20 protein-coding genes are annotated in these 21,271 nt (G+C 50.1%); 14 read left to right on the forward strand and 6 right to left on the reverse strand.

The window, feature by feature from the left end:
* Nucleotides 1-219: 219 nt before the first annotated feature.
* The 5 genes from bglX (at nt 220) to HU143_RS08275 (ending at nt 6,443) form a co-directional block, all read left to right on the forward strand.
* Nucleotides 220-2,517 (forward strand): beta-glucosidase BglX, encoded by a 2,298-nt coding sequence (bglX, locus tag HU143_RS08255; RefSeq protein ID WP_000871560.1) that lies wholly within the window; start codon nt 220-222, stop codon nt 2,515-2,517.
* 180 nt (nt 2,518-2,697) lie between these two features.
* Nucleotides 2,698-3,615, forward strand: coding sequence for an ABC transporter substrate-binding protein (locus HU143_RS08260; protein WP_023226724.1), 918 nt, complete (start codon nt 2,698-2,700; stop codon nt 3,613-3,615).
* A gap of 3 nt (nt 3,616-3,618) precedes the next feature.
* Entirely contained in the window at nt 3,619-4,788 is a 1,170-nt protein-coding gene (locus tag HU143_RS08265) for an ABC transporter permease (RefSeq protein WP_001278103.1), read from the forward strand.
* Nucleotides 4,781-5,728: an ABC transporter ATP-binding protein gene (locus HU143_RS08270; protein ID WP_000569166.1), complete on the forward strand. Its 948-nt coding sequence runs from the start codon at nt 4,781-4,783 to the stop codon at nt 5,726-5,728. Before HU143_RS08265 ends, HU143_RS08270 begins: the two co-directional genes overlap by 8 nt.
* Nucleotides 5,712-6,443 carry an ABC transporter permease gene (locus tag HU143_RS08275; RefSeq protein WP_000824854.1) on the forward strand — a complete coding sequence of 244 codons (732 nt, stop codon included), beginning with the start codon at nt 5,712-5,714 and terminating at the stop codon, nt 6,441-6,443. The genes HU143_RS08270 and HU143_RS08275 overlap by 17 nt, the downstream gene beginning before the upstream one ends.
* On the opposite strand, the gene HU143_RS08280 is transcribed toward HU143_RS08275, so the two are convergent.
* Nucleotides 6,424-6,531 carry a protein YohO gene (locus tag HU143_RS08280; RefSeq protein WP_001261696.1) on the reverse strand — a complete coding sequence of 36 codons (108 nt, stop codon included), beginning with the start codon at nt 6,529-6,531 and terminating at the stop codon, nt 6,424-6,426. The two genes, HU143_RS08275 and HU143_RS08280, sit on opposite strands and share 20 nt — an antisense overlap.
* Nucleotides 6,532-6,590: 59 nt before the next feature.
* Nucleotides 6,591-7,322: an HTH-type transcriptional regulator MlrA gene (gene mlrA, locus HU143_RS08285; RefSeq protein ID WP_001240418.1), complete on the reverse strand. Its 732-nt coding sequence runs from the start codon at nt 7,320-7,322 to the stop codon at nt 6,591-6,593.
* Between the two features lie 222 nt (nt 7,323-7,544).
* On the opposite strand from mlrA, the gene HU143_RS08290 reads away from it, so the two are divergent.
* From HU143_RS08290 to HU143_RS08300, 3 genes are read left to right on the forward strand one after another with little or no spacing between them, the layout of a single operon-like run.
* Nucleotides 7,545-9,230: a sensor histidine kinase gene (locus tag HU143_RS08290; RefSeq protein WP_000272850.1), complete on the forward strand. Its 1,686-nt coding sequence runs from the start codon at nt 7,545-7,547 to the stop codon at nt 9,228-9,230.
* The gene (gene btsR, locus HU143_RS08295; protein WP_000598637.1) at nt 9,227-9,946 is read left to right on the forward strand and encodes a two-component system response regulator BtsR; all 720 of its coding nucleotides are present in this window, start codon (nt 9,227-9,229) and stop codon (nt 9,944-9,946) included. Before HU143_RS08290 ends, btsR begins: the two co-directional genes overlap by 4 nt.
* Nucleotides 9,947-9,992: 46 nt before the next feature.
* On the forward strand, nt 9,993-10,460 hold the full coding sequence (locus HU143_RS08300) for a DUF1456 family protein (protein WP_000950415.1): 468 nt from the start codon (nt 9,993-9,995) through the stop codon (nt 10,458-10,460).
* A gap of 56 nt (nt 10,461-10,516) precedes the next feature.
* Here HU143_RS08300 and HU143_RS08305 read toward each other — a convergent pair whose 3' ends face one another.
* The 3 genes from HU143_RS08305 to metG all read right to left on the reverse strand — a co-directional run bounded on the left by HU143_RS08305 (nt 10,517) and on the right by metG (nt 13,951).
* Nucleotides 10,517-11,047 (reverse strand): YehR family lipoprotein, encoded by a 531-nt coding sequence (locus tag HU143_RS08305; RefSeq protein WP_023226723.1) that lies wholly within the window; start codon nt 11,045-11,047, stop codon nt 10,517-10,519.
* Between the two features lie 171 nt (nt 11,048-11,218).
* Nucleotides 11,219-11,677, reverse strand: coding sequence for a YehR family lipoprotein (locus tag HU143_RS08310; RefSeq protein WP_000703137.1), 459 nt, complete (start codon nt 11,675-11,677; stop codon nt 11,219-11,221).
* Nucleotides 11,678-11,917: 240 nt separating this feature from the next.
* The gene (metG, locus tag HU143_RS08315; RefSeq protein ID WP_023226722.1) at nt 11,918-13,951 is read right to left on the reverse strand and encodes a methionine--tRNA ligase; all 2,034 of its coding nucleotides are present in this window, start codon (nt 13,949-13,951) and stop codon (nt 11,918-11,920) included.
* Nucleotides 13,952-14,115: 164 nt separating this feature from the next.
* On the opposite strand from metG, the gene apbC reads away from it, so the two are divergent.
* The 6 genes from apbC (at nt 14,116) to HU143_RS08345 (ending at nt 20,833) form a co-directional block, all read left to right on the forward strand.
* Nucleotides 14,116-15,225, forward strand: coding sequence for an iron-sulfur cluster carrier protein ApbC (gene apbC, locus HU143_RS08320; protein WP_001005424.1), 1,110 nt, complete (start codon nt 14,116-14,118; stop codon nt 15,223-15,225).
* Between the two features lie 266 nt (nt 15,226-15,491).
* Complete coding sequence (locus tag HU143_RS08325) at nt 15,492-15,773, forward strand: DUF2574 family protein (RefSeq protein WP_001543027.1); 282 nt, start codon at nt 15,492-15,494, stop codon at nt 15,771-15,773.
* A 278-nt stretch (nt 15,774-16,051) separates the two neighbouring features.
* Nucleotides 16,052-16,597 (forward strand): fimbrial protein, encoded by a 546-nt coding sequence (locus HU143_RS08330; RefSeq protein WP_000830494.1) that lies wholly within the window; start codon nt 16,052-16,054, stop codon nt 16,595-16,597.
* Nucleotides 16,598-16,643: 46 nt separating this feature from the next.
* Nucleotides 16,644-17,324, forward strand: coding sequence for a fimbria/pilus periplasmic chaperone (locus HU143_RS08335; protein WP_000734580.1), 681 nt, complete (start codon nt 16,644-16,646; stop codon nt 17,322-17,324).
* A 12-nt stretch (nt 17,325-17,336) separates the two neighbouring features.
* On the forward strand, nt 17,337-19,817 hold the full coding sequence (locus HU143_RS08340) for a fimbrial biogenesis outer membrane usher protein (protein ID WP_000945357.1): 2,481 nt from the start codon (nt 17,337-17,339) through the stop codon (nt 19,815-19,817).
* Between the two features lie 8 nt (nt 19,818-19,825).
* Nucleotides 19,826-20,833, forward strand: a complete 1,008-nt coding sequence (locus tag HU143_RS08345; protein ID WP_023226719.1) for a fimbrial protein — start codon at nt 19,826-19,828, stop codon at nt 20,831-20,833.
* Between the two features lie 41 nt (nt 20,834-20,874).
* Here the strand turns inward: HU143_RS08345 and rcnB are convergent, their stop codons facing one another.
* Nucleotides 20,875-21,189 carry a Ni(II)/Co(II) efflux transporter accessory subunit RcnB gene (gene rcnB, locus HU143_RS08350; RefSeq protein ID WP_000837534.1) on the reverse strand — a complete coding sequence of 105 codons (315 nt, stop codon included), beginning with the start codon at nt 21,187-21,189 and terminating at the stop codon, nt 20,875-20,877.
* Nucleotides 21,190-21,271 lie beyond the last annotated feature (82 nt).

Consider the following 21,271-nt stretch of genomic DNA (forward strand, 5'->3'; position numbering starts at 1 on the left):
TTTGTATGACAATACGCTTTCTCATTCAAATTGTTTCTGTGTTGGTGGTATTCATTTGCCGCCTTGATACCATTTGCTGGCGGCTGCGTATTCGACTGTGCGGAAAATTAGGAGAATAACCTTCGCTTTCTTCTCCTCTCGCGTTTAGGCTTATGGCAAACTGCGGTTTTTATTCTGTTTTTACCGCCTCGTCGGGATAAAGATAAAGAGAGACTCAACATGAAATGGTTATGTTCAGTAGGTGTTGCTGTGAGTCTGGCGATGCAGCCAGCATTGGCGGAAAACCTGTTTGGCAATCACCCGCTGACGCCTGAAGCGCGCGACGCGTTCGTCACCGATTTACTCAAGAAAATGACTGTCGATGAAAAAATTGGTCAGTTACGTCTGATTAGCGTCGGCCCTGATAACCCGAAAGAAGCGATTCGCGAGATGATCAAAGACGGGCAGGTAGGGGCGATTTTCAATACCGTCACCCGCCAGGATATCCGTCAAATGCAGGATCAGGTGATGGCATTGAGCCGCCTGAAAATTCCTCTCTTTTTTGCCTATGACGTGGTACACGGCCAGCGAACCGTCTTCCCGATAAGCCTCGGTCTGGCTTCTTCTTTTAATCTGGATGCGGTAAGAACCGTAGGACGCGTATCGGCGTATGAAGCGGCGGACGACGGTCTGAATATGACCTGGGCGCCGATGGTGGATGTCTCCCGCGATCCGCGTTGGGGACGCGCCTCCGAAGGCTTTGGCGAAGATACATATTTAACCTCCATCATGGGCGAAACCATGGTGAAAGCGATGCAGGGCAAAAGCCCGGCGGACCGCTATTCGGTGATGACCAGCGTGAAACATTTTGCCGCGTATGGCGCCGTTGAAGGCGGTAAAGAATACAACACCGTGGATATGAGTTCCCAGCGTCTGTTTAATGACTATATGCCGCCATACAAAGCGGGGCTGGATGCGGGGAGCGGCGCGGTGATGGTGGCGCTGAACTCGCTGAACGGCACTCCTGCGACGTCAGATTCCTGGCTATTGAAAGATGTCCTGCGCGATGAGTGGGGCTTTAAGGGAATTACCGTTTCCGACCACGGCGCTATTAAAGAACTGATTAAACACGGTACCGCGGCCGACCCGGAAGATGCGGTGCGCGTGGCGCTAAAGGCAGGGGTGGATATGAGCATGGCGGATGAGTATTACAGCAAATATCTGCCGGGTCTGATTAAGTCGGGCAAAGTGACGATGGCGGAACTGGACGACGCGACACGCCATGTGCTCAACGTAAAATATGACATGGGATTGTTTAACGACCCCTATAGCCATCTGGGGCCGAAAGAGAGCGATCCGGTGGACACCAATGCCGAAAGCCGCCTGCATCGTAAAGAGGCGCGGGAAGTGGCGCGGGAAAGTGTGGTACTGCTGAAAAACCGGCTGGAAACGTTGCCGCTGAAAAAATCGGGCACCATTGCCGTTGTTGGGCCGCTGGCCGACAGTCAACGTGATGTAATGGGAAGCTGGTCTGCTGCTGGGGTCGCGAATCAGTCGGTGACGGTGCTGGCGGGTATTCAAAATGCCGTCGGCGACGGGGCGAAGATCCTCTATGCCAAAGGAGCGAATATCACTAATGATAAAGGCATCGTCGATTTCTTAAACCTGTATGAAGAGGCAGTGAAAATCGATCCGCGCTCACCGCAGGCGATGATTGATGAGGCGGTGCAGGCGGCGAAACAGGCCGATGTAGTGGTCGCAGTGGTAGGCGAGTCGCAGGGGATGGCGCATGAAGCCTCCAGTCGTACCAATATCACCATTCCGCAGAGTCAGCGCGACTTAATCACCGCTCTGAAAGCCACCGGTAAGCCGCTGGTACTGGTATTAATGAACGGCAGACCGCTGGCGCTGGTAAAAGAAGATCAACAGGCCGATGCGATTCTGGAGACCTGGTTTGCCGGGACGGAAGGCGGCAACGCCATTGCCGATGTGCTGTTTGGCGATTACAACCCGTCAGGCAAACTGCCGATCTCCTTCCCGCGTTCGGTGGGACAAATTCCGGTCTATTACAGCCATCTCAATACGGGACGCCCGTATAATCCTGAAAAGCCAAACAAATACACCTCACGTTATTTTGACGAAGCGAATGGCCCGCTCTATCCGTTTGGTTACGGTCTGAGCTACACCACATTTACGGTGTCTGACGTCACGCTCTCCTCACCGACAATGCAACGCGACGGCAAAGTCACGGCCAGCGTAGAGGTCACGAACACCGGTAAACGCGAAGGGGCTACGGTCATCCAGATGTACTTACAGGATGTCACGGCGTCAATGAGCCGCCCGGTGAAGCAATTAAAAGGCTTTGAAAAAATCACCCTCAAGCCCGGCGAACGTAAAACCGTGAGTTTCCCGATTGATATCGAGGCGTTGAAGTTCTGGAATCAGCAGATGAAATATGACGCGGAACCCGGCAAGTTCAACGTCTTTATCGGCGTGGATTCCGCTCGCGTTAAACAAGGATCGTTCGAGCTACTGTAAGCCTGCCGTCAACAGGGCGCGATAGCTGCGCCCTGTCTGGCAATGACTTTTTCTGTCCCCCCTTTTATTGCCTGCCACGTCACTTACACTGGCGGAAAATCCCAGGTTAAACGCAGACTTTTCAACTATGCTTTTTTCTCAAGTCTCTGAAAAAGGCCGTAAAAGGATGAGGAAAGCATCATGACGATCTCAAAGCTATGGGTAAGTTCGCTGGCGTTGCTGGCGACGGTGAGTTTACCTCTACAGGCGGCATCGCCCGTGACGGTCGGGTCAAAGATTGATACCGAAGGCGCGCTGCTCGGCAACATGATTTTGCAGGTACTGGAAAGCCACGGCGTTAAAACGGTCAATAAAATTCAGCTCGGGACGACGCCAGTCGTTCGTGGCGCGATTACCGCCGGAGAGCTGGATATCTATCCGGAATATACCGGTAACGGGGCGTTCTTTTTTAAAGATGAAAACGATCCGGCATGGAAGAATGCAAAGCAAGGCTTTGAGAAAGTCAAAAAACTGGATGCGGATCAGAATAAGCTGGTCTGGTTGACGCCTGCGCCGGCAAATAACACCTGGACCATCGCGGTACGCCAGGACATCGCTGAAAAAAATAAACTCTCCTCGCTTGCCGATCTCAGCCGTTATCTGAAAGAGGGCGGCACTTTTAAACTGGCGGCGTCTGCGGAATTTATCGAACGGGCGGATGCGCTGCCGGCATTTGAAAAAGCCTATGATTTTACCTTGAATCAGAACCAGCTCTTGTCGCTGGCGGGCGGCGATACGGCGGTCACGATCAAAGCCGCCGCGCAACAAACATCCGGCGTTAACGCCGCGATGGCGTATGGCACCGACGGCCCGGTCGCCGCGCTGGGTCTGCAAACCCTGAGCGACCCGAAAGGCGTCCAGCCTATCTATGCGCCCGCGCCGGTAGTGCGTGAATCGGTGTTACAGGCCTATCCGCAGATAGCCGACTGGCTGCAGCCCGTTTTCGCCAGCCTTGATGAGAAAACGCTGCAACAGTTGAACGCCAGAATCGCCGTAGAAGGGCTGGATGCGAAAAAAGTCGCCGCAGATTACCTCCGACAAAAAGGGTGGGTGAAGTAATCTGTGAGTGACGCTGCCAAAAAAATTACGGTTAATCGTGTGCTGTTGCTGTTGGTTGTTCTGGCCCTGCTTGCTGTCGCGCTGCCTTTCATTAATTACGCCCCGAATCGTCTGGTGAGCGGCGAGGGGCGCCAGTTATGGGAGATCTGGCCGGCGACCATCTGGATGCTGACTGGCGCGGGATGCGCGCTGTTTACGTTGTGCTTTGTACCCGGTAAACGCGGTAGCGTACTGACGCTGATGATGGCGCAGACGCTTTTTATTGTCATGCTGTGGGGAGTCGGCAGGGCGGCGACCCAGTTGGCGCAGGAGGGCAGCCCGCTGGCGCGTACCAGTCTGGGAAGTGGATTGTGGCTGGGCCTCGGTCTGATGCTGCTGGCCTGTAGCGATGCGATCCGCCGTATTACCGTTGGGCCGCTGTGGCGCTGGTTGCTGCACGCGCAAATTGTCATTGTCCCGCTGGCGCTGCTGTTTTCAGGCACGTTCGACAACCTCTCGCTTCTGAAAGAGTATACCAACCGCCAGGATGTTTTCGATGCCGCGCTGGTGCAACATTTAATGTTACTGGCGGGCACGGTGCTGCCGGCGCTGGCGATCGGACTACCGTTGGGCGTCTGGTGTTATTTTTCCGCCTCACGCCAGGGGCCGGTGTTTACCGTACTGAATGTGATCCAGACTATTCCTTCCGTCGCGCTGTTTGGCCTGCTGATCGCGCCGTTGGCCGGGCTGGTGAAACAGTTTCCGTGGCTTGCCGAATTCGGCGTCGCGGGAACCGGCATGACGCCTGCGCTGATAGCGCTGGTGCTCTATGCGTTATTGCCGCTGGTGCGCGGCGTGGTCGCCGGGCTCAATCAGGTGCCACGCGATGTGCTGGAGAGCGCAAGAGCAATGGGAATGAGTAGCGGCCAGCGCTTCAGGCATGTGCAATTGCCGCTGGCGCTGCCGGTCTTTTTACGTAGCCTGCGGGTAGTAATGGTCCAGACAGTGGGAATGGCCGTCGTCGCCGCGCTGATTGGCGCGGGAGGTTTCGGCGCGCTGGTGTTTCAGGGGCTATTGAGCAGCGCCATTGATTTAGTCCTGTTGGGCGTCATTCCGGTGATTGCGCTGGCGGTAGTGATCGACGCGCTGTTTGATTTATGGATCGCGTTTTTGAAGGGAGCAACCGATGATTGAATTTAACCATGTCAGTAAAACCTTCGGCGATCAACAGGCTGTTAGCGACCTCAATTTGCACTTTAGCGAAGGCAGCTTTTCGGTGTTAATTGGCACCTCCGGTTCGGGAAAATCGACCACTCTGAAGATGATTAACCGGCTGGTAGAGCATGATAGCGGAACGATCCGTTTTGCCGGGGAAGAGATCCGCAGCCTGCCGGTGCTTGAACTGCGCCGTCGCATGGGCTATGCCATTCAGTCTATCGGTCTTTTTCCCCACTGGACGGTGGCGCAAAATATCGCCACCGTACCGCAACTACAAAAGTGGTCGCGTGCGCGGATTAACGATCGTATTGACGAACTGATGGCATTATTGGGTCTGGAAAGCGCGCTGCGCGATCGCTATCCGCATCAGCTTTCCGGCGGGCAACAGCAGCGGGTCGGCGTTGCGCGGGCGCTGGCTGCCGATCCGCAGGTATTGCTGATGGACGAGCCTTTCGGCGCGCTTGATCCGGTAACGCGCGGCGCATTGCAGCAGGAGATGACCCGCATTCATCAGCTACTGGGGCGCACCATCGTACTGGTGACGCACGACATCGACGAGGCGCTACGCCTCGCCGACCATCTGGTGCTGATGGACGGGGGCCACGTTATCCAACAGGGATCGCCACTTTCTATGCTGACCTCGCCGGAAAATGATTTCGTGCAGGCATTTTTTGGCCGCAGCGAGCTGGGCGTAAGGCTGCTTTCGTTACGTAGCGTAGGCGATTATGTACGTCGGCATGAACAGCTCAGCGGCGACGCGCTGGTGGAAGAGATGACGCTACGCGATGCGCTATCGATGTTTGTCGCCCGTCGGTGCGACGTCCTGCCGGTGGCGAATCAGCAGGGCGAGCCCTGCGGTACGCTCCATTTCCGCGATCTGCTTTCGGAGACGTCCCCCCGTGAAACGACTGTGTGATCCGCTTCTCTGGCTTATTGTTCTGTTCTTGCTTCTGCTGTTTGGATTGCCTTATAGCCAGCCGTTCTTCGCCGCGCTGTTTCCCGATTTACCGCGCCCGGTCTACCAACAGGAGAGTTTTGCCGCCCTCGCGCTCGCCCATTTCTGGTTGGTGGGCATCTCAAGTTTGTTTGCCGTCGTGGTGGGCGTCGGCGCAGGGATTGCGGTCACGCGAGAAAGTGGGAAAGAGTTTCGTCCCCTGGTGGAGACTATCGCCGCCGTCGGGCAGACCTTTCCGCCGGTCGCGGTACTGGCGATCGCGGTACCCGTCATGGGTTTTGGTCAGCAACCGGCCATTATCGCCTTGATCCTGTATGGGGTGTTGCCCATCCTGCAGGCGACCCTGGCCGGGCTGGGCGCGGTGCCTGCCAGCGTGATGAGCGTTGCCAGCGGTATGGGAATGAGCCGTCGCCAACAGTTGTATCAGGTTGAGCTGCCGCTGGCCGCGCCGGTGATTCTGGCGGGCATCCGAACCTCGGTGATTATCAATATTGGTACGGCGACCATCGCTTCAACGGTGGGGGCCAGTACGTTAGGCACGCCGATCATTATCGGGCTTAGCGGCTTTAATACGGCCTATGTTATCCAGGGGGCGCTGCTGGTGGCGCTGGCGGCGATCATTATCGATCGCCTGTTTGAAAGGCTGACGCGCGCGCTTACCCGGCACGCAAAATAAAACTGTAACCTGCCAGCATCACGCCGCCGATACCGCCAATAGCCATCAGCAGGAAAAGGGCGATCACCCCGATTTTCGCTACGCGCATTATGTACTCCTTATGTTAATAAAAGGAGTATACATTAAAGCGAATTTGTTAGCTGCTGTTTAAACGCCAAGGGGATGAATGTCGCGTCCCTGGGCGCGCCATGCCAGGAGTTGCTGCTGCTGCGCCAGCGTCTGGTTTTCTCCGCACCATACCAGTAACGTCTTGCCGTCAAACAGTTCCGGGCGGAACTGGCTAAGCGAATGCGCCAACACGTCGATTCGCCATCCCTGTTGGCTGGCGACCCAACCTTCCAGCCACAGGCGGGTGGTATCATGGATATTCCAGCCGATCACCAACGCATCTTTTCCCTGTTTCTTACGCGCAGACGCCAGGCAGAGCGCAATATAGTTGATCAGGATACCGTCAAGAATGCCGAGCAGCGCCTGAAGGGCGGGTTGTTGGCACTGTAATCGTCGCCGCAGCGGGACGAACAGGTTAGTGGTCAATGTTTGGGCTGGATAATCCTGACCGCGTTCTTTGACCCATAACCGTAAACTGTGCAGATTACTGCTTTGCAGATAGTGCAGCAGGATCTCCTGCTGTTCGCGCCAGCCGTTAGGTTGTTCGCTACTGTCGCTACTGAGCAGCACTTTGACTTTGCTGACCTGGACGCCGTTATCTATCCAGCGCTTGATTTCGCGGATTCTGTCGATATCGGCATCGTTAAACAGACGATGACCGCCATCCGTTCGCTGTGGTTTTAAAAGTCCATAACGTCTCTGCCACGCGCGCAACGTGACAGGATTGATATCACAAAGCAAAGCCACTTCACCAATTGTGTAAAGCGCCATCGTTTCACCCTTGCTCGCGAGGTCCCGGTTTAACTTTAGACGCTCTTTTAGGAACCAGGAAGTTTTGCCTGTTTTTTATGCATTAAAATGCGAAGTAGCGGGTTGCAGCGCGGCGTTTAAGTGATCGTATTCACGAATTCATATTTTTATGCAACAGTTCAAAGAAAGTTAATCGTACTCAATGTATGTTACGCGCTTTTAATTGAAGTGTGGTTTGCGGGTATGTACGAGTTTAATCTGGTGTTGCTGCTGCTTCAGCAGATGTGCGTGTTTCTGGTCATTGCGTGGCTAATGAGTAAAACGCGCCTGTTCATCCCGCTTATGCAGGTCACGGTTCGTCTGCCGCACAAGCTTCTGTGTTACGTCACGTTTTCTATCTTCTGCATTATGGGCACTTATTTTGGGCTACATATCGAAGATTCGATTGCCAATACCCGCGCGATTGGCGCGGTGATGGGTGGCCTACTCGGCGGGCCGGTCGTCGGCGGGCTGGTCGGCCTGACCGGTGGGTTACATCGGTATTCTATGGGCGGCATGACGGCGCTGAGCTGTATGATTTCCACCATCGTCGAAGGGCTGCTGGGCGGGTTGGTACACAGCGTTCTCATACGTCGCGGACGCCCGGACAAAGTGTTTAGCCCGCTGACGGCGGGAGCAATTACGTGTGTTGCCGAACTGGTGCAGATGCTGATCATTTTACTGATAGCCAGGCCGTTTGACGATGCCCTGCATCTGGTCAGTAATATTGCCGCGCCGATGATGGTGACGAATACCGTTGGCGCCGCGCTGTTTATGCGTATTTTGCTCGATAAGCGCGCCATGTTCGAAAAATATACTTCGGCATTTTCTGCTACCGCGCTGAAGGTCGCCGCGTCAACGGAGGGGATTCTGCGTCAGGGATTTAACGAAGTGAACAGTATGAAGGTGGCGCAGGTGTTATATCAGGAGCTGGATATTGGCGCCGTCGCCATCACCGATCGTGAAAAACTGCTGGCTTTTACTGGTATTGGCGACGATCACCATCTACCGGGCAAACCCATTTCATCAGGTTATACGCTGAAAGCAATTGAAACCGGAGAGGTGGTTTATGCCGATGGCAACGAAGTGCCGTATCGCTGTTCGCTACACCCGCAGTGTAAACTCGGTTCGACGCTGGTGATCCCGCTGCGTGGCGAAAATCAGCGAGTCATGGGCACCATTAAATTGTACGAAGCGAAAAACCGACTGTTCAGCTCAATTAACCGCACCCTGGGAGAGGGTATTGCACAGCTTTTATCCGCGCAGATCCTGGCCGGGCAGTATGAACGGCAGAAGGCGTTGCTGACGCAGTCAGAGATCAAGCTGTTGCACGCGCAGGTGAACCCGCATTTTCTGTTTAACGCGCTCAATACCATTAAAGCGGTGATTCGCCGCGACAGCGAACAGGCCAGCCAACTGGTGCAGTACTTGTCGACCTTTTTTCGCAAAAATTTAAAACGCCCGTCGGAAATCGTCACGCTGGCGGATGAAATTGAACACGTAAACGCTTATCTGCAAATTGAAAAAGCGCGTTTTCAGTCGCGTCTGCAGGTACAGCTTGATGTTCCATCGACGCTTTCACGTCAGAAATTGCCTGCGTTTACATTACAGCCGATTGTTGAGAACGCCATTAAACATGGCACGTCGCAACTGCTTGATACCGGCAACGTCGCTATTCGCGCCCGGCGCGAAGGGCAGCATTTGATGTTAGATATTGAGGATAATGCGGGACTGTATCAGCCTTCCGCCGGCAGTAGCGGGCTGGGGATGAGTCTGGTTGATAAACGTCTGCGCGAACACTTTGGCGATGATTATGGTATTAGCGTGGCCTGCGAGCCGGACTGCTTTACCCGAATTACATTACGACTTCCACTGGAGGAGGACGCATGATTAAAGTGCTGATTGTGGATGATGAGCCGTTAGCGCGGGAAAATCTGCGGATTTTGCTCCAGGGGCAGGATGACATTGAGATTGTGGGAGAGTGCGCGAACGCGGTAGAAGCGATTGGCGCGGTACATAAGCTGCGACCTGATGTGCTGTTTCTGGATATTCAGATGCCGCGTATCAGTGGACTGGAGATGGTAGGAATGCTTGACCCGGAACACCGCCCGTATATCGTTTTTTTAACCGCGTTTGACGAATACGCCATCAAAGCCTTTGAAGAACACGCTTTTGATTATCTGCTCAAGCCGATAGAGGAGAAACGGTTGGAAAAAACGTTACATCGTCTGCGTCAGGAGCGCAGTAAACAGGATGTTTCGTTATTGCCGGAAAACCAGCAGGCGCTTAAATTCATTCCCTGTACCGGACACAGCCGGATCTATTTGTTGCAAATGGATGATGTCGCCTTTGTCAGTAGCCGTATGAGCGGCGTTTATGTGACCAGCAGTGAAGGGAAAGAGGGGTTTACCGAGCTGACGCTGCGCACGCTGGAAAGCCGGACGCCGCTACTGCGTTGTCATCGTCAGTTTCTGGTGAATATGGCCCATTTGCAGGAAATTCGGCTGGAGGATAATGGGCAGGCAGAGCTAATTTTACGCAACGGCCTGACGGTGCCGGTAAGCCGTCGCTATCTGAAAAGTTTAAAAGAGGCGATTGGCCTGTAAAAGACTGTTAGAATATCGTTTTGCCATAGAAACGACCGAAGGCCTCATGCTGAGTAACGATATTCTGCGTAGCGTGCGCTACATTTTAAAAGCTAATAATACCGATCTGGCGCGTATCCTGGCGCTGGGTAACGTTGATGCTACGCCGGAGCAGATTGCAATCTGGTTGCGCAAAGAAGAGGAAGAGGGGTTTCAGCGTTGCCCGGATATCGTGTTGTCCTCATTTCTCAATGGCCTCATTTATGAAAAACGCGGTAAAGATGAGGCGGCGCCTGCATTGACGGCGGAACGTCGTCTCAACAACAATATTGTGCTGAAAAAGCTGCGTATTGCCTTTTCGCTAAAAACAGATGATATCCTGGCGATACTTACCGGTCAGTTGTTTCGTGTCTCAATGCCAGAGATCACCGCGATGATGCGCGCGCCGGACCATAAGAACTTCCGCGAATGCGGCGATCAGTTTATGCGTTATTTTCTGCGCGGTCTGGCGGCCCGTGAACACGCGGCGAAGTAATTCTGCGGTATTGTTCCCGGCAGCGTCCTGTCTGACCGGGAAAACGCATTATTATACTAATTGATTCTATGATACCCGCTCTCTTCCAACAGTTTCTGCGAGCGAATCATTGACAGATAGTACGCGGAACAGTTGTCAATTGATGATCCTGGCAATTTACAGAGGTCGCTTATTTTTGCCTGGGTAAAATCAATATCCACATATTCCGTAGCATAGCTATCATAATAGTCGATTCGTTCAGTCAAACCCGGCATACCCTGATAAGCTTCGCCGACTTGACTCAGCATTTTTTGTGCTTCTTCTTTATTATTGGCTTTCAGGGTCTTATAAAGTAGTTTATGTTCAGATATTTGACGTAAAACGATATCCCCTTTGTAGTAATAGGTTAACTTGATTTCAATACCGTTGAGATTACCTACATAGCGTTGTGTTTCCTCTGACTCTTTGCTAGCGGCTATCTTCTTGATAAACGCTGTCATGTTATTTTGGTTTCCCTGGAGAGTATCGTTTTTCTGATCGCAGCCAGTTATGCTAACCGATAGAGAGAGCGCGAATAGTGGCAGTGCCATAAGGCGTAGAACCCGCATAACAATTCCTTGTCGTTAAGTATTGGTGTGGCCAGGAATTCAGGGATTATAGGCTTTGGCGAGGGGACTTACAGCGAGGCTGTCTTTTTTCGGAATTCATAAAGAAAAGACGCTGCCGAAGCAGCGCCCTGAGCGACTTTACCAGTCGATGCAATACATTATGCCTGCCAGTTATTTCGCTTCTTTAAAACCAGCAGCTTCCAGCAGCGTCTGGGTTTGTTTCATGCTGATACCTTTGCTGGTATCGCCGGACACCATTGTCCCTGAGATTTGCTGTAACGCTTTAAAGTCCACTTTTTCCATATCCACAGAGACGTTTTCCTGGGCATAGGTATCTTCATAGGTTAATTTTTCTTCCACTCCGGCGATATTTTTATATTTCGCGCTCAGCGGATCGAGAATTTTGGCGGCATCTTCTTTCGTTTTAGCGCCTACAGTGGCATAGCTGATTTTACTTTCAGACGTCTGCTTAATGATTTTGTCACCTTTATAGGTGTAGGTAATTGAAATTTCTGTCCCCGCCAGGTTTGCGTTAAAGGTCTTTGATTCTTCTTTATCGCCACAGCCAGCAAGAGAGAACACCAGTACGGAAGCCAAAGCCGCGGACAATAACTTGCCAGAAATTTTCATCTAAAACTCCATTTTATATAATGATTGGGCTTTTAAAATAATTTCAATGAATTAATTTAACCCAGTAATAGCAATGTATCAGGGAGAGATAGAATATGACTTTTAGCCGTTATTTAGCAGTCCGGATATGGAGTCTTGGCGCTATTGCTTATTAAGGAAAAAGTTAAAACGCGCGGAGGGGGCGATATGCCAGTCAGGATTAAGCGGTTAAAAAAGCCGGAGCATGCTCCGGCTTGTTGCTTATTTCACCTGCTGGCCAGGCTTCGCGCCGTCATCAGGGCTTAACAGGAAGATATCTTTCCCGCCAGGGCCTGCGGCCATCACCATTCCCTCGGAGACGCCAAAGCGCATTTTGCGCGGCGCGAGGTTGGCGACCATTACCGTCTGGCGGCCGATCAGCGCCTGCGGGTCCGGGTAGGCGGAACGAATGCCGGAGAAGACGTTACGCTTCTCGCCGCCCAGATCCAGCGTCAGACGCAGCAATTTGTCGGAGCCTTCCACGAACTCAGCGTTTTCAATCAATGCTACGCGCAGGTCAATTTTGGCGAAATCGTCAAAGGTGATGGTTTCCTGAATCGGGAAGTCGGCTAACGGGCCGGTAACCGGCGCGGCTGCGGTTTTCACCTCTTCTTTAGACGCTTCAACCAGCGCTTCAACTTGCTTCATGTCGATGCGATTGTAGAGCGCCTTAAAGGTGTTGACCTTGTGACTGAGCAGCGGCTGTTCGATGGCATCCCAGTTCAGTTCGCTGTTCAGGAAGGCTTCAACGCGTTCAGAAAGCGTCGGCAGTACCGGTTTCAGATACGTCATCAGCACGCGGAACAGGTTGATGCCCATCGAGCAAATGGCCTGCAGGTCAGCGTCGCGGCCTTCCTGTTTAGCCACCACCCACGGCGCTTGCTCGTCAACATAACGGTTAGCGACGTCGGCCAGCGCCATAATCTCACGGATAGCTTTGCCGAATTCACGGCTTTCCCATGCTTCGCCAATCACCGCAGCGGCGTCAGTAAAGGTTTTGTACAATTGCGGATCGGCCAGTTCAGCCGCCAGCACGCCGTCGAAACGCTTATTGATAAAACCGGCGTTACGGGATGCCAGGTTGACTACTTTATTGACGATATCGGCATTGACGCGCTGGACAAAGTCTTCCAGGTTCAGGTCGATGTCATCAATGCGTGAAGAAAGCTTCGCGGTGTAGTAGTAGCGCAGGCTGTCGGCGTCAAAGTGTTTCAGCCAGGTGCTGGCCTTAATAAAGGTGCCGCGAGACTTAGACATCTTCGCGCCGTTCACCGTCACGTAACCGTGAACGAACAGGTTGGTCGGCTTACGGAAGTGGCTGCCTTCCAGCATGGCAGGCCAGAACAGGCTGTGGAAATAGACGATGTCTTTGCCGATAAAGTGATACAGCTCGGCGTCGGAGTCTTTTTTCCAGTACTCATCAAAACTGGTCGTGTCACCGCGCTTATCGCACAGATTTTTGAAGGAGCCCATATAGCCAATCGGCGCGTCCAGCCAGACGTAGAAATATTTGCCCGGCGCGTTCGGGATTTCGAAACCAAAATACGGCGCATCGCGGGAAATGTCCCACTGCTGGAGGCCGGATTCAAACCACTCCTGCATTTTGTTCGCCACCTGCTCCTGCAGCGCGCCGCTGCGGGTCCACGCCTGCAGCATTTCGCTGAATGACGGCAGATCAAAGAAAAAGTGCTCGGAGTCACGCATTACCGGCGTCGCGCCGGACACCACGGATTTCGGCTCAATAAGTTCGGTCGGGCTGTAAGTTGCGCCGCAGACTTCGCAGTTATCGCCGTACTGGTCCGCGGATTTACATTTCGGGCAGGTGCCTTTCACAAATCGGTCCGGCAGGAACATGCCTTTTTCCGGATCGTAGAGTTGAGAGATGGTGCGGTTCTTAATAAAACCGTTCTCTTTCAGGCGCGTATAAATCAGCTCGGACAGCTCGCGATTCTCGTCGCTGTGCGTTGAGTGGTAGTTGTCGTAGCTAATATTAAAACCGGCGAAATCGGTCTGGTGCTCCTGGCTCATTTCACCGATCATTTGCTCCGGTGTAATACCAAGCTGCTGCGCTTTCAGCATGATCGGCGTGCCATGAGCGTCATCGGCACAGATGAAGTTAACCTCATGGCCGCGCATTCGCTGGTAACGGACCCAGACATCAGCCTGGATGTGCTCCAGCATATGGCCGAGGTGGATAGAGCCGTTGGCGTACGGCAGCGCGCACGTTACCAGAATTTTCTTCGCGACTTGAGTCATAGTGGGTATTACTTCTTCTGTTGTAAAAAAGGGCTTTGATAGTACCAAAATGGTAATTACTGCGCCAATCGATAAGGGCATTTATCCGTAAATGAATAATTGTTACCGCTGGAGTAAACTACAAAGTTACAATCGTACTTTTCAGAACTACAAAAGGAGTCGGGATGAACGAACAATCCCAGGCCAAATCACCAGATACCCTGCGAGCGATGGTCGCCGGGACGCTGGCGAATTTTCAGCACCCAACCCTGAAGCATAACCTCACCACGCTTAAGGCGTTGCACCACGTCGCCTGGATGGATGATACGCTGCACGTTGAGCTGGTCATGCCGTTCGTCTGGAACAGCGCGTTTGAGGTCTTAAAAGAGCAATGCAGCGCCGATCTATTACGTATTACAGGCGCAAAAGCGATCGACTGGAAACTGTCGTACAACATTGCGACGCTGAAACGCGTCAAAAATCAGCCTGGCATTAATGGCGTGAAAAACATCATTGCCGTGAGCTCCGGTAAAGGCGGGGTAGGTAAATCGTCCACGGCGGTAAACCTGGCGCTGGCGTTAGCGGCTGAAGGCGCAAAGGTCGGGGTTCTCGATGCCGATATTTACGGTCCGTCGATCCCAACCATGCTTGGCGCAGAAGATCAGCGCCCGACATCGCCAGACGGTACGCATATGGCGCCGATTATGTCTCACGGCCTGGCGACCAACTCGATCGGCTATCTGGTGACTGACGATAACGCGATGGTATGGCGCGGCCCAATGGCCAGTAAGGCGCTGATGCAGATGTTGCAGGAGACGCTGTGGCCGGATCTGGATTATCTGGTACTGGATATGCCGCCGGGAACCGGGGATATTCAGCTAACGCTGGCGCAGAACATTCCTGTTACCGGCGCGGTGGTGGTGACTACGCCGCAGGATATCGCGCTAATCGACGCCAAAAAAGGTATCGTGATGTTCGAGAAGGTGGAAGTGCCGGTGCTCGGCATTGTGGAAAATATGAGTATGCATATTTGTAGCAACTGCGGCCATCACGAACCGATCTTCGGCACGGGCGGCGCGCAGAAGCTGGCGGAAAAATACCATACTCAGCTTCTGGGTCAGATGCCGCTGCATATTAGTCTGCGTGAAGATCTCGATCGCGGTACGCCGACGGTGGTTAGCCGTCCGGAGAGCGAGTTTACCGCGATCTATCGCGAACTGGCCGATCGCGTTGCGGCACAGCTTTACTGGCAGGGTGAAGTGATTCCGGGAGAAATCGCCTTCCGCGCGGTGTAATTTCTGGTGTTAAATCTTATTCATCGCATCAATGATATATTGATGCGATGAATATATGGAATGGAAAAGCTGCGTAATATTGTTTATCCTGCCTGTATAATCCATGCCTTTTTCTGAATAATTCGCCTCAATGCATCATTTGAATTGATCAAACCTATCTCATTAATCTACCATTCCAATTGGTTTTAGCAGGGACGTTAATACATAATTCAACGGAAAAATGGCTTGTACGCTGTTTTTCACTTAAAACAGGAATAATGAACGCAATGAAGAAAAGTTTATTCTTGGGATTTATAACTCTGGCTTATGGAATGAGTTTACAGGCTTTGGCTTCTGATACGGCAACCTTAACCATTACCGGGAGGGTTGTTGAACCAACATGCAGTACTGATGTTGTGAATAATACGGTGCAGCAGCGATGTGGTCAGACTCTTCATCATACAGATATTAACAATGTTACCCCCACTCCTGCACAAGGCATTGTTACTGAAATTGTCGCTGTTCCTGGGGATTCCACACGACAGATAGTGTTAAATCGCTACGACTAAGAAAATATATTGTTTATTAAGCCTCTATCATTTCAATGAATGATAGAGGCTTTTTTATTTGCGGTACAAATAATTATTGTCAATTAATTACGCTAATTTATTAAATTTTAAAATAGTACTCACCTTCACTTATTTGCTACAATTATATTGATATTTGTAACTTGTTTTAAATCAATAAAACAACACGTTTACATTGCAGTAACGTTTTTGGTGTGCGAATTTAAATCCAAGAGTTAACCCTCTTAACAAATAGAAATTATTTTATTAAGGAAGATACTATGAAACGTTCAATTATTTCTGCTGCTGTACTGTCTGCTGTATTTATGAGTGCTGGGGCGTTTGCTGAAGATACCGGAACTTTAAACATTATTGGCACAGTAGTTGGAACATCATGCCAGTTTGTGTCAGGAAATAATTCAGAGGATGTGGTGTTAAGTCAGGTTGAAACTAATGTATTTGATACGATGAGTCCCGGTTCGGTTTATACACCAATCACGGAACAGACCACACATCTCAAAATTTACTGCCCAGGTATTGAAGAAGGAAAAAGTCTGAATATTACTGTCAAGGCACCAACTTTAGATGCTGAAGGTGTAATTGGAAATACGTTACCTGATGGTGCTAAAGGTGTCGGTTTTGCTTTGAAATATAAAAACAAAGCTGTTGATCATAGCTCAAATAATATCATCGTGGGAGCCACAGATTTTGACTCAGATAAGATCTATACGATTCCACTGGATGTTTATTATGCTAAGCAAGGTACTGACGCAGTAACGTCAGGGGATGTGAACGCTACCGTAACACTGCAAGCTGCATATAATTGATTTGTAGGCCGGCATAACCTGCCGGCCTTTTATAAGGTAGTTACCCATGAAAAAACTTCTTTTTTTTTCGCTGTTCTTCATTTCAACGGCAAATGCCGGTGTGGTTATTTACGGTACTCGCATTATCTATCCAGCAGAGAAAAATGAAGTACTGGTGCAGTTAATGAATCAGGGTGGGCGTTCTTCATTGGTTCAGTCGTGGATTGATGATGGAGATACATCGTTACCACCGGAAAAGATTAAGGTTCCATTTTTGCTAACACCTCCTGTTGCGAAGGTGGCTGGGGATTCAGGTCAGCAGATTAAAATTAAAAAAATGCCAAATATGCTACCAAATAATAAAGAAAGTTTGTTTTATCTCAACGTGCTGGATATTCCACCAAACAATCCAAATAGTACCGGTAAAAATGTATTGAAATTTGCAATGCAGAATCGCATCAAATTATTCTATCGGCCTAAAGGAATTGCCCCAGTTAATAGAGGTACTTTTCAGAAACTGTCCATGAAACGTACTGCTAGTAGTTATTCTATTCAGAATGATACAGCTAATTGGGTCACGATAATAGAAGTTAAAGTTAATGGTGTTAAAATAAATAACGAAAGTATTATGCTTGCACCGCTCTCCAGTGCAGATGTGGCATTAAAAAGTGCTAATGCCAATCAGTATAAAATGACCATTATTGACGATCACGGTAATTATATTAGCGATAACGTCAGCTTAAAATAACAGGAGCTGGTTATGTTAAGGATGACTCCGATTGCTTCGGCGGTATTACTGTTGCTACTCGGCATTGACGCCCATGCCGCAGAAGAAACGTTTGATACAAATTTTATGATGGGTGGAATGAAAGGTGAGCGGGTTTCTGATTTTCGCCTCGATGATAACCAACCCCTGCCAGGCCAATATGATATTGACATCTACGTCAATAAGCAGTGGCGTGGTAAGTATGATATTACTGTTAAGGATAATCCGGATGACACCTGTTTATCCCGCGATGCATTAACGCGTCTGGGGATAAATATACAAGCGTTGGACAAGCAGAATGAATGCCCAACCTTGAAGCAGGCGGTACAAGGGGGCAGTTATGCCTGGAATATTGGCACGTTTCGTCTGGATCTTAGCGTTCCGCAGGCGTTTGTCGATGAACTTGAGCAAGGGTATGTTCCTCCGGAAAACTGGGATCGTGGCATTAATGCCTTCTATACCTCGTACTATGCCAGCCAGTATTACAGCGACTATAAGGATTCTGGCAACAGTAAAAGTACCTACGCGCGTTTCACCAGCGGGTTAAACCTGCTGGGCTGGCAGCTGCATTCCGATGCCAGCTATAACAAAACCGATGACAGCAGCGGGGAGTGGAAAAGCAACACCCTGTATTTGGAGCGCGGCATCCCACAAATTCTGGGCACTCTGCGTGCCGGGGATATGTATACCTCATCAGATATTTTTGATGCGGTGCGTTTTCGTGGCGTACGGCTGTATCGCGATATGCAGATGCTGCCGAACTCAAAACAGAATTTTACGCCGCTGGTGCAGGGGATTGCGCAAAGTAACGCGCTGGTCACCATCGAACAGAACGGTTTTGTGGTTTACCAGAAAGAGGTTCCGCCAGGCCCGTTCTCTATTGCGGATTTACAGTTGGCAGGCGGCGGTGCGGATCTTGATGTTAGCGTCAAAGAGGCTGACGGATCGGTAACAACCTATCTGGTGCCCTATGCTGCGGTGCCCAATATGTTGCAGCCGGGTGTTTCAAAATATGATTTTGCGGCAGGGCGTAGCCATATCGAAGGCGCCAGCAACCAGACCGATTTTGCGCAGATGAGCTACCAATACGGGCTGAATAATCTCTTAACGCTGTACGGCGGCACCATGCTGGCGGATAACTACAATGCATTTACGTTGGGTACTGGCTGGAATACGCGTATCGGCGCGATTTCCGTCGATATGACACAATCGCATAGCAAGCAAGACAATGGTGATGTGTTTGACGGGCAAAGTTACCAGATTGCCTATAACAAGTATTTGACGCAAACCGCCACCCGTTTTGGGCTTGCTGCCTATCGTTACTCGTCACGAGATTACCGAACGTTTAACGATCACGTTTGGGCCAATAACAAAGACAGCTATGATCGTGATGAAAACGATGTGTACGACATTGCGGATTATTATCAGAACGATTTTGGTCGTAAGAACAGTTTTTCGGCGAACGTCAGCCAATCTTTGCCGCAGGGCTGGGGCTCTGTATCTTTGAGCACGCTGTGGCGTGATTATTGGGGGCGTAGCGGTAACAGTAAAGATTATCAGCTGAGCTATTCCAATAGCTGGCAACGGATTAGCTATACCTTTTCCGCCAGCCAGACTTACGATGAAGATCATCACGAAGATAAGCGTTTTAACGTCTTCATCTCTATTCCGTTCGATTGGGGAGATGATATTAGCGCTCCGCGCAGGCATTTGTATGTGTCTAACTCAACGACCTTTGATGATGACGGTTTTGCGTCAAATAATACCGGGCTTTCCGGCACCGCAGGCAGTCGCGATCAGTTTAACTATGGGGTGAATCTCAGCCATCAACGGCAGGACAGCGAGACAACGGCTGGCGGGAATCTGACGTGGAATGCGCCGGTCGCCACGCTTAACGGTAGCTACAGTCAGTCTTCTAAATACACGCAAACTGGCGGCAGTATTTCAGGTGGCCTGGTAGCCTGGTCTGGTGGCGTGAATTTAGCCAACCGACTGTCGGAAACGTTTGCCGTGATGCATGCGCCGGGTCTGGAAGGGGCGTATGTGAACGGGCAGAAATACCGTACCACCAACCGTAATGGCGTGGTGGTCTATGATGGTTTAACGCCGTATCGTGAAAACCACTTGATGCTGGATGTCTCCAACACTAATAGTGAAACCGATCTGCAAGGGAATCGGCGTAATACAGCCCCATATCGGGGGGCAGTCGTTCTGGCGACGTTTGATACCGACCAACGTAAACCTTGGTATATCCGGGCGCAGCGTCCCGATGGTTCACCGCTGACCTTTGGTTACGAAGTAGAGGATATTCATGGACATAATATTGGCGTGGTAGGCCAGGGAAGCCAGCTCTTTATTCGCACCAATGAAGTACCGCCGGAAATAAATGTGGCGATTGATAAACAACAGGGACTTTCATGCTCAATCACTTTCGGCAAAACGATTGATGAAAGTAAAGTTTATATTTGTCGGTGAGGAATGTCATGAGATATTTATTGATGTTGTTTATGATTTTTATATCTTCAAATTTGCAAGCGTATTGTTATATTATAAATCCGGAATCTGCTAGTAATACAAAAATAGAGGATGTAATTGAAATTAAATTAGATAGCAGGAATGTTTTTGAAAAAGAAGTATCAATGGTATTTCCAGATTCTTTCTCTGGATTCCATTGTATGGGAGGGACTGCTGTAGAAAACCGCTTTAAGACAACGTATTCAAGTGGTAATGGGGAGACTGTAAGATATAAAATAAATGATGGTAGCGGACATAGGTTGTATGTTGATGTGACATTGTTTGTTGACGGTAGCCAAACAGGAAAACAAAAAGCCAATGAGACTTCTCAAGCCAGTAAACTAAACAATAACTTAAAATACAAGGTGTTGGCTAAGGTGGTAAAAGTGGAGGCAGATGATAATAGTATTGAAGCCAAATCTGCAGGTGAAGCTTTTTTGTTAGGAAATTATATCAAAGTTAAACCATTGGATTGTCATGGTGCAGTTATTTGTGCTCATGATAACACCAATCATGAATATAGTTTTAAAGTGCCGATAAAAATATTTTTTACTAAGACAACATGTTCTTTGTCTAATAATGAGATTACGTTGCCTCCTATTTCATTAAGTGATCTGTTGGCTGGTAATGCTCAGGTCGAATACTTTCCTGATGCACTGAAATTTACATGTGATGGAGGGCTGGGAATGACGACAAGTATTGTAAATTATCATTTTTCTGCCGTTTCAGCAACCAATGGAGATTATTTGGCAAATGAATTAACAAGCGCCGATAGTGCAAAAAATGTTGGGTTTAAAATTTTCCTTAATGATAACCTTATTCATGTAAACTCTGATGAGAAAAGGCAACTGTTAGGGTATAATAAAGAAATGACTGAAGCTTCAGAACTGAAGCTGGGTGTACAATACTATAAATATGGTAACGTCCAACCGGGCAATGTAAAAAGTAGTGTTTATATTATTACAAGTTATCAGTAATCAATGCTAAGCACACTCTCCTTAACGGAGAGTGTGCTTTTTTATCGATGATAAAAAATCTCGCCATCATAGGCTTTGATGATTTTTCCATCGGTATCGTTAATCAGTACATACGCGCCGCCCATATAGGTCCAGTGAGTACCGGCATCTGGCGCGGGCAGATTACGTAATTTCCACTGTTTAATATTATACTCATCGGTGCGGTACATTTGCGGAACGGTATCGCCGGGCTTGAAGTGGGTGAAGTCGGCGATAAAGCTTTTTAACTCATATTGATCAATGCCCGTTGTCGCGGGGGCGGCCCATGCAAAACTGGTTGCAAGCAACAGCGCGCAAGGCAGCAACTTACTTTTCATACTTTTACCCTCCACATATGCGGGTCAGTTAACATCGTGTGTATCATTTCTGCTGGTGGCGTATCTGACAAGCGCTATTTTG

The organism is Salmonella sp. SJTUF14076 (assembly GCF_015534835.1).
Taxonomy (GTDB): Bacteria; Pseudomonadota; Gammaproteobacteria; order Enterobacterales; family Enterobacteriaceae; genus Salmonella; species Salmonella enterica.